Genomic DNA, 8,534 nt, shown 5'->3' on the forward strand with positions numbered 1-8,534 from the left:
TTGCCGTTGCAACGTTGTTCCTGCTTCCCAATCCTGATACCTCCCATCATATCCCGTCTTTCGAATTAATAACCACTGATGTGGTAAAAACGGGAGGGCCAGGCCGGAAGTAATTCCAGTTGCCCCAAGCCCGGAAACACCACCTACGGCAACCGCCGTTACAGCGCCGCCTGCACCAGCTACAGCACCGGTGCCCGTTGAAGCCATTACGCCTACCACGGAAGAACCATCTTTATCGTTGCCCATCAACTCCTCCTTTGAAAAAAAACAATGATAACCGCCCCCACACTTCCCATACCCTTACTCCCCAAACCGGAATCAAATGATCCTGCCTTCAAAACATTCAACAGCCTTGTGCTTTTTTAATATCCGCATCCTCCTGCACGATGTAGTGACGACGGATAATGGGCAATGAATTACGGACATCCTTCGTCTCTCGCTCTTACGTTTTTCAAAAGACTAAAGTGTTATGAATATTCTTCTTTAAGTCCTCAAGACATTTCCGGTCGAACTCCCCCCTACCTCTGCAAAGCTGGTGGAAAAAGGTAATATTCATAATCAGCGAATCCTTGTCCAGCTTATTTTTTGGGGATATAGTATCAGAATCTTTGGCAAACACAACATCTTTCCAGTCATTTATCGAATCGTTTATTCTCACGATAATTTCTTTTCTGTTAATTTCATCTATTTTTTTAGCCTTTGAGCCACCCTTAATTTGCTTCTCCTGCGATATGGCGTTTTTTACGTCACGAAGTATCTCGTAGTATACTGATTGCTTCGGAAAAAACCCTCGCAATGACAAGCGGAGACCCTTGCGATGACAAGTTTTGTAACATTATACTTTTTTGTAAACCCCTCGCCCCTCTTCTCTCTATGCTCATATACTCTTCTTTTAAGATTATTCGTAACCCCTGTGTAGAGTACGGTATTATTTTTATTCGTCATATATGTAAACGGAGTATAATTTATCCATTACAATTACCTTGATTGAATCTGGCATTATGAGATTACTTCGGAAAAGACCCTCGCAATGACAAGCTGAGACCCCTGTAGTGCTCCTGCAATAACAAGCTGAGCCTCCTGCAATGACAAGCTAACACTTTTTGGATGGCCCTATAAATTTGAACCGGTACAGAAACATAAATGCCAGACGTTTCCGACTCAAAAGTAAGACTACAAAAAATAGCTTAAGTACAGATACTACAACACGATATGGTTATAAAACCATTTTCATCGTTTCTGGATGTTGCAAATGAAACATGATGACTGGTGACTTATTTTGTCAATACAAGGGTATCCGCTTGTCATTGCAAGGGTCTTTTTTCGGCTTGTCATTGCGAGGGCTTTTTCCGAAGCAATCTCATAAACAGTCATAGAGAGCCTTCCATCCTGCATCATTCCATTAATTAATTCTATTTTTTTGTAACACTTTAGTTCTATGAAAAAAACGCTCGTTACCAAGCTCCGGCTTGGGAACGGGATTGTTTGAGAAGCTCCAGCTTCGAATGGAAAAGAGAATGGGTCCATGTCAGCTTGTACTTTTCAGTATGTTATCAAGATATTTGGAGTCCTATTTTGAGCCAAATAATTCTTGCTAAATGGAAGCGAGAACTTCCAGTCTTTTTTTTAATTTTCCTATCAATTTGTCCTCATCCATTTCAACCTGATTTGAAGAATCGCACGAATTCAGAAATTCTGTAATATCTTTCTTACGCATGTTTGTCTGATAAAAAACGGTTATGTCCGGCGTTGATGTGGCAGGAGTCCTTGTTGTCATTTCATACAGGACGTAGTCATTCAGGTTTTCAGGCAGGTTTATCCGGTGCACCCTAAAGATTTCCCCTTTATGAAAGAATTTTCCTTTAAGATTGGTCAGTAATTTTCTTATGCTGTCAACAATTGGCTGCGCTTCGGATGCATACTGTCTTGTCGCATCCCGAAGGCATGGATCACTGTTAATCTGATTAAGGATAGAGGCGATTATTGAATCTTTGGCGCTGGAGACAAATTGTCCTACTAAGTCCTTGCGCTTATTGCGCAATTTGAATATTTTCAAGCCGATTGTTTTATCAAAGGCCGATGTGCTTATTTCACAAAGATTGCCATGCAAAATATTCTCTAGCCAATTATTGAATGCTGATTCGGTTGCCCTTCCAACGTTCTCTGCATATTTATCCTTAATTCCCGAAAGCCGATTGCAAAGGGCCTCCATATTCATGGCAACATAATGTTGTCCACTTTTCATATAACGTTTCTTAAAACACGGCTCGCAAATGATTTCATTATGCAAGTAGTAGCCTTCAGTATTGGGATTTGCAGTTGGTTGGCCGTATCTTTTTGTCAGCGCTGTTTGTTCGTATATCCGATTATCTCCGATTTGAGTTAGGCAAGCGCCACCCTCGTATTCGACCTTAACAATTTCGGAACATTTCAGGCAATGGTACCTATTTCCCTGAATATTCAGCCATGACATAATTTGGTTTCCTATTTGTGGTTGTTGGTGTTTAAGGTAGCATGTGGAAATACAGTCTCTATTTTCTTTAAAAAGCAGGGGCGAAGCATTTGCTGTTTGGGTATGAACGCATTTGTGACAATTTATAGCAAATGCTTCGCCCCTACAATATGCGTGGCAAATTATTGTTTTTATTTCGGTTTTTTATTCTTTTTGAAAAGGTCCAATATTTTTCCGGTGTTTGAGGATTTTTTTATGAGTGAAGTTATTGCCGCCCCCCATGGATTCGTTATGACAAACCCTGCGATTACTGCCGTGGCTATAACGCCGCCTATGCCCATCAATCCCAGCATCTTCCGGATTTTTTTCTGATCTACGTCTTTATTATCAACCAATTGCTTCAGCGCAATGAGCTGTTCTTCCTGTGTATCGTCAGGCTGTGAAATGCCGCTTTCCCACCTGCTCACTGTTGAAAAGCTGATTCCCAATGCCTTTGCAAACTCGGACTGGGTTGCACCCAGTTTTTCACGAAGTTCCTTAATTTCTTTTGCACCCATTATGCCACCGCTCTTTCACAAAATTTAAAAGGTATTCATAGTGAATACTTGTGGAAGTATATCACAAATTAACTATTATGCAAGGCAAATAATTTGCATATGCAAATTATTTGCGGCTGATTTAACGTTTTTTCTTCTCGCTTCCATGTGAAGCCGGAGCTTGGGAACGAGTGTATACTGGTGTTATTTTTTACCTGCGGCTGCCAAATATATTACAAATTCCTCATCGCCATCGAGAGAGAGCAAATAGTTTATATCATCATCAGAAAACGCCGCAATTGCGCATGCTCCGCAATCAATGGATTCTGCACTTAAATACAAGTTCTGGCAGACGTGTCCTGCATCCAGATGCATATATCTGTATCCGCGTTCTCCGTATCGCCACTTCATACGGTAAGCTACCGCAGACCAAATGAAAACAACATCGCATAGTTTTATTATATTCTGCCCCAAACACGCTTCTGTAATTTTATCAGTAATATCCGGTTGTAAATTTACTTCCATCAGCTTATGTTTAGATGCAAGAAATCTGTATACGCCTGGCAACAAGCCCGTTATGTTATTTACCAATAAATACGTTTCCAAAGAATGCCGTGCCCCCGCTGACGGCACGTTTCGATACGTTGCAGTCCCTGGTATTACTTCTTTTACCCCCTGAGTGCACCACAGCAGATAAGATAATTCTTCAAGGGTTAATGGTTTTTTAGAATAATTACGTATACTTGTTCTTGATTCTATCACTCTTCGTACATCAGCATTTTTTACAACAATATCCTCCGGTTTCGGTAAATCTATAATCGGTTTTGACCGGTCATAAGGAAGCTCCAAAGGCGACTGCTGTATCCCTTTCATCTGATCCGATGCCGTTAAATACTGATATTTTGTCATGTGCATAAACTCTTTTCCGATTCCGTTTGACATAATCACACTCCTTTTTTGGCAACAATTTATTTTTTTAGAAAAAGCATGGGGCGAAGCATTTACCTGCGTACAATATACTCGTTCAATGGAACGGTGCCGGCGCATATACAGACAACGTTTTACGTCTTTGTTCCCTGTGCAGGCAAATGCTTCGCCCCTACAATTTATCATTTTGTGAATAAAAAGCTATAGCTTTATGCAGTGAAAAACATGTACAATTTGCTTCCACTGTATTTGATGTATAGGAATTTCAATATTTTTAGTTAAGCAATGCATAAACCCACCCCCTGCCCCTCCCAGGAGAGGAATTTGATAAGTCCCCTCCTGGGAGGAGATTGAGGGGTGGGTAAAAATAAATGCCGTTGGATTTTTTGTCTTTTAAAAACCCGGCATAATTTATATTTTAATCGTAAACAGCACTTATTTATATGACTATCGTTTTTAAAAAGAATATCTGTCAAACGGTTTCTCTTTCTTTAGAAAAAGAATGGCTGGAGGCAAACGGGATTGGTGGCTATGCCTCATCTACAATTATTGGCGCCAATACAAGACGTTATCATGGGTTGCTTATGGCGGCAACAAAGCCGCCCCTGGGAAGAATGTTAATGCTGTCCAAATTAGAAGAAGCGCTCTTTGTTGATGGGCGGGAATATCCTTTGTCCACGAACATTTATCCTAATACGATCTTCCCGGAAGGATACAAACATCTCGTTCAATTCCAATCAGATCCGTTTCCTGTATGGGAGTATTCTGTAGAAGGAATGCTGATTAAAAAAACGGTTTTTATGGTGTATGGTCAAAATACCACCGTGATTATGTATCAGATACATCGGGAGAATGAAATGCTTCCCCCCCCTGTTTTATCAATTCGTTTTATGATTGCTTTTCGTGATTATCACAGTCTGACTCATGAGAATCCCTGTTTGAATACCGGTTATACAAATCTGCGCAATGGGGTTTGTTTAACGCCATACAAGGAACTCTCATCTCTGTATGTTTTTTTTAATGCAACATCAATCGACTCAAATTGTTTTTGGTATAAAAATATGAAATATCCTAAGGAGATTGAACGGGGAATGGAGGCCTATGAGGATCATTTCAGCCCTTTTGCTATCAACTTCAGTCCAATACAAAACGATACAATCTATTATGTTGTCGCATCAACGGAAAACTATGATTTCATAGATATTAATGAACTCTATGAAAAGGAAACAGGACGCAGAAATGCGTTGAACAACAATATCCAAAAAAATCAAATAATTCCCTCCCTTGTTTTTTCAGAAACAGGAAACGAAAGCACCGGGAATTCAGGCATGCTGAACTGCTTACTCTCCACATCAGACACTTTTATTGTAAAGAGGGGGAATTGCAGGAAAAGCATTATTGCCGGATACCATTGGTTTGCTGATTGGGGAAGGGATACGATGATTTCGCTTCCAGGCTTAACCCTTGTTCAGGGGAAATATGATACGGCAAAAGAAATATTGCTTACGTATGCCGGCCATGTCAATAAAGGCATGATTCCTAATCGTTTTCCCGACTACGGAGAATTGCCGGAATACAATACAGTGGATGCGTCTTTGTGGTACATACATGCGGTGTATAAGTATTATCTCTATTCTAAAGATATACTAACAATTCAGAATAAGCTGTATCCGGTTTTACACGAAATCGTCTCCTATTACCGTAAAGGCGCCCGCTATAATATTCACATGGAGAGCGACGGTTTAATCTATGCCGGTGAAGAAGGCATTCAACTGACATGGATGGACGCAAAAGTGGGTGATTGGGTGGTGACCCCCCGGATGGGCAAGGCGGTTGAGGTCAATGCCCTTTGGCATAATGCATTGAGGATTATCTCTTTTTTTGCGGAAATCATGGATTTAGAAAATGATTACCGTGAATATTCTGCGTTGTCTGCACAGGCAGGCAATTCATTTAATGAACTGTTTTGGTTCGAAGAAGGCGGCTATCTTTACGATTATGTTGACGGCGGAATGAAAAACTCTTCTATTCGCCCGAATCAGATATTTGCCATAAGTCTACCATTCGTGTTATTACCCTTCAGAAAACAACAGGCTGTTTTTGAGATCGTAAAAAAACATTTATTAACACCTTATGGATTGAGGAGTCTTTCCCCTGCAGATAAAGATTACATTGGTGTTTATCGCGGAAATGTTTATGACAGGGATAAGGCATACCATCAGGGCACCGTATGGGCGTGGCTGATAGGACCCTATCTTGATGCATTTTTTAAGATATACGGCAACAATATTCATACACAAAGAATGGCGGTTGAATTACTACAACCGTTGTGTAATCATTTGTACGATGCCGGAATTGGTTCTGTTTCAGAGATTTTTGACGGAGATTATCCCCATACGCCGCGCGGATGTATATCACAGGCCTGGAGTGTCGGTGAATTGCTACGGACAATATTTGAAAATTTGGCAAAGTAGGTGCTTCTGTATCACTCCTTTCCATCTTTCAGTCAAACAAATAAGGATTTCTAAAGATGAATAATGAAAAAACTAATATTTGTGCTAATATTAACCCGAACAGATATAATTAATAGAAATAAACTTGACTTGGTATAATACCAACTACTCCCCTTTGTTTACAAAATAAAACAGGGCGCTAGCTTGGTATTAAGGTGTTATTTTTACACTTTTCTGGTAAGCAACCGATTGTACTGATTTTAAAGGAGATTTATTATGAAGACTAAAACAATCCATGAAAAAGAATTTTTAAAAGACATACAACATTACTTTGTTAAAAACCACTGAAACCGTTCATAAAGTGATATATTTTGTATGCCTTTGCGTTCGGCATCCTACTTATTGTATGGTATTAATCAAGGATTTTTCAAAGCATAAATCCTTTTAAATAGAGGGAATTAAGGTTGTTTTGCATATTATTTTAACAAAGTAATGATACAAGATTTACCTGAACCTATGCAAGAGAAACTAGCTAAAATTATTCATCTTCTTAAAAAAGAGCTTGTTCAACCTGAACTCAATGAAAAATCTGTAACAAATGAATTTCTTTCTGTATGTGGAACTTGGGAAGACGACAGAAGCATTGAAGAACAAATAAATGGTTATTTATTCGAGTAGAAAATCATCTACAAATATGGAGAATGTCTTTCGAAATATCTTCTCGATACAAATACTTGTGTTTATTTGCTCAATGGTAATGAGATTCTCAAAAGGAGGGTTAAAGAAATCGGTGTTTATTCTTTAACGATATCTATTTGTGCACTGGCTGAATTATACTTTGGGACTTACAATTCAAAGAGAGTTGAGGAGAATTTAAGACGGATAGACTTATTTAAAAAGAATCTTTCCATTTTATCCGATAGTGAGGAATCCGCAAAACTCTTTGGGAAGATTAAAGCTGATTTAAGAACTAAAGGCACAATTATCGACGACTTTGACATTTTAATTGCGCGTATAGCTAATGCTAACAGCCATATTTTAGTAACGAATAACACAGACCACGTTGAAAGGATAGAAGGTTTAAGGATACAGAATTGGTTGAATAAGAACTCCTAAATGACATCATCAATTGTTTTTTACTTTAATTGACTGTGACTAAAATATGACCGTTTCCAAGGGAATCGAAAGAAATCAGGCGAAGTTGCCAAAATTTAAGACGTGTATTAAGTTGTTATTAAAAAAACTGTATTTCATGTATAGCGAAAAGCATCTATTTTGTGACACTTTAGTCTTTTGGAAAAGCGAAAACGCTCGTTCAGGAATTCCTGCCTGGTAACGAGCGTTTTCTAAACGAGCGCATCTTCCGCTATTTCTTTACACTACTCATCTTTTTTTATTACCTGAACAGACAAATAATTTTCAATCCCCATATCCTTAATTTGCTGCAAGTGTTCCTCCAAATCATTTGCGTGTTTTTCTTCATCGGTCAAAATATGTTCAAGCAACTCCCTGGAACCGGCGTCTCCAACCTCAGCGCACAAGGTGATTGATTTTTGGAGTCTCTGAATTGCAATTTTTTCCAAAGCGTAATCATTCTCCAGTTGCTCCTTAACAACCTTTCCTACAGTAATTTTACCAAGATCCATTTTTGGTATGCCTTCTAAATACAACAAGCGTTCAATGAGTTTTTCCGCATGCTTCATCTCTTCTATGGAATTTTTCTCATTAAATTCATACAGGCGTTTATATCCCCAGTTTTCACACATCTTGGCATGCACAAAATATTGGTTAATCGCTGTAATTTCAGCCATTAACAACTCGTTTAAAACCACAATAACCTTTGGATTTCCTTCCATAAAACACCTCCTTTATGTAATAAAATAATACTTATGTAATAAAGAGGAAATGGCGATAGTATCGCCACTCCGTAAACTTATGAAAGTATTATAACATTGAATTAATGTTTTTTGCATAGGGAATTAAATACTTTTTATCGCAATAGTTTTAGTCAAATAATAAATCTATAAGGGAGGGATTAGACCGGTAGAGTAGAAACAGACGACGAGAACTTAGGCAGAAGTTTGTTTTCTCTGTTTGCTGGCTGGTTTCCCGCCAGTGCCACCATATCTCCGCCATATACTTATCATCTGCCCCCCTCGTCAAACC

9 protein-coding genes are annotated in these 8,534 nt (G+C 38.9%); 3 read left to right on the forward strand and 6 right to left on the reverse strand.

The genetic code is table 11. From position 1 onward, the window contains the following. The 5 genes from QZT26_RS14905 to QZT26_RS14925 form a co-directional block, all read right to left on the reverse strand. The coding region (locus QZT26_RS14905) for a hypothetical protein (protein ID WP_295103279.1) at window positions 1–246 on the reverse strand (246 nt) is incomplete at its 3' end. 205 nt (window positions 247–451) lie between these two features. Then, entirely contained in the window at window positions 452–802 is a 351-nt protein-coding gene (locus tag QZT26_RS14910) for a hypothetical protein (protein ID WP_295103282.1), read from the reverse strand. Between the two features lie 792 nt (window positions 803–1,594). After that, window positions 1,595–2,473: a hypothetical protein gene (locus QZT26_RS14915; protein WP_295103284.1), complete on the reverse strand. Its 879-nt coding sequence runs from the start codon at window positions 2,471–2,473 to the stop codon at window positions 1,595–1,597. A gap of 170 nt (window positions 2,474–2,643) precedes the next feature. Further along, window positions 2,644–3,009, reverse strand: a complete 366-nt coding sequence (locus QZT26_RS14920; RefSeq protein ID WP_099323670.1) for a helix-turn-helix domain-containing protein — start codon at window positions 3,007–3,009, stop codon at window positions 2,644–2,646. A gap of 183 nt (window positions 3,010–3,192) precedes the next feature. Further along, on the reverse strand, window positions 3,193–3,930 hold the full coding sequence (locus tag QZT26_RS14925) for a SagB/ThcOx family dehydrogenase (RefSeq protein WP_295103288.1): 738 nt from the start codon (window positions 3,928–3,930) through the stop codon (window positions 3,193–3,195). Between the two features lie 428 nt (window positions 3,931–4,358). Here QZT26_RS14925 and QZT26_RS14930 point away from each other — a divergent pair, with 428 nt between their 5' ends. The 3 genes from QZT26_RS14930 to QZT26_RS14940 all read left to right on the forward strand — a co-directional run bounded on the left by QZT26_RS14930 (window position 4,359) and on the right by QZT26_RS14940 (window position 7,484). Beyond that, a complete protein-coding gene (locus QZT26_RS14930; RefSeq protein ID WP_295103290.1) occupies window positions 4,359–6,389 on the forward strand; it encodes an amylo-alpha-1,6-glucosidase in 2,031 nt (676 codons plus the stop codon). Between the two features lie 471 nt (window positions 6,390–6,860). Then, on the forward strand, window positions 6,861–7,046 hold the full coding sequence (locus QZT26_RS14935) for a hypothetical protein (protein ID WP_295103292.1): 186 nt from the start codon (window positions 6,861–6,863) through the stop codon (window positions 7,044–7,046). 6 nt (window positions 7,047–7,052) lie between these two features. Further along, the gene (locus QZT26_RS14940; protein WP_295103295.1) at window positions 7,053–7,484 is read left to right on the forward strand and encodes a type II toxin-antitoxin system VapC family toxin; all 432 of its coding nucleotides are present in this window, start codon (window positions 7,053–7,055) and stop codon (window positions 7,482–7,484) included. Between the two features lie 263 nt (window positions 7,485–7,747). On the opposite strand, the gene bfr is transcribed toward QZT26_RS14940, so the two are convergent. After that, the gene (bfr, locus tag QZT26_RS14945) at window positions 7,748–8,224 is read right to left on the reverse strand and encodes a bacterioferritin (protein WP_099323672.1); all 477 of its coding nucleotides are present in this window, start codon (window positions 8,222–8,224) and stop codon (window positions 7,748–7,750) included. Between the last annotated feature and the right edge of the window lie 310 nt (window positions 8,225–8,534).

Origin of the sequence: uncultured Candidatus Kuenenia sp. (genome assembly GCF_900696675.1) — a bacterium.
Classification (GTDB): Bacteria; Planctomycetota; Brocadiia; order Brocadiales; family Brocadiaceae; genus Kuenenia; species Kuenenia stuttgartiensis_A.

Bases quoted from the DNA above. Each gene is read 5' to 3' on its own strand.
- QZT26_RS14915 (WP_295103284.1), bottom strand. From the start codon at position 2,473: ATGTCATGGCTGAATATTCAGGGAAATAGGTACCATTGCCTGAAATGT.
- QZT26_RS14930 (WP_295103290.1), top strand. From the start codon at position 4,359: ATGACTATCGTTTTTAAAAAGAATATCTGTCAAACGGTTTCTCTTTCT.
- QZT26_RS14920 (WP_099323670.1), bottom strand. From the start codon at position 3,009: ATGGGTGCAAAAGAAATTAAGGAACTTCGTGAAAAACTGGGTGCAACC.
- QZT26_RS14935 (WP_295103292.1), top strand. From the start codon at position 6,861: ATGATACAAGATTTACCTGAACCTATGCAAGAGAAACTAGCTAAAATT.
- bfr (WP_099323672.1), bottom strand. From the start codon at position 8,224: ATGGAAGGAAATCCAAAGGTTATTGTGGTTTTAAACGAGTTGTTAATG.
- QZT26_RS14925 (WP_295103288.1), bottom strand. From the start codon at position 3,930: ATGTCAAACGGAATCGGAAAAGAGTTTATGCACATGACAAAATATCAG.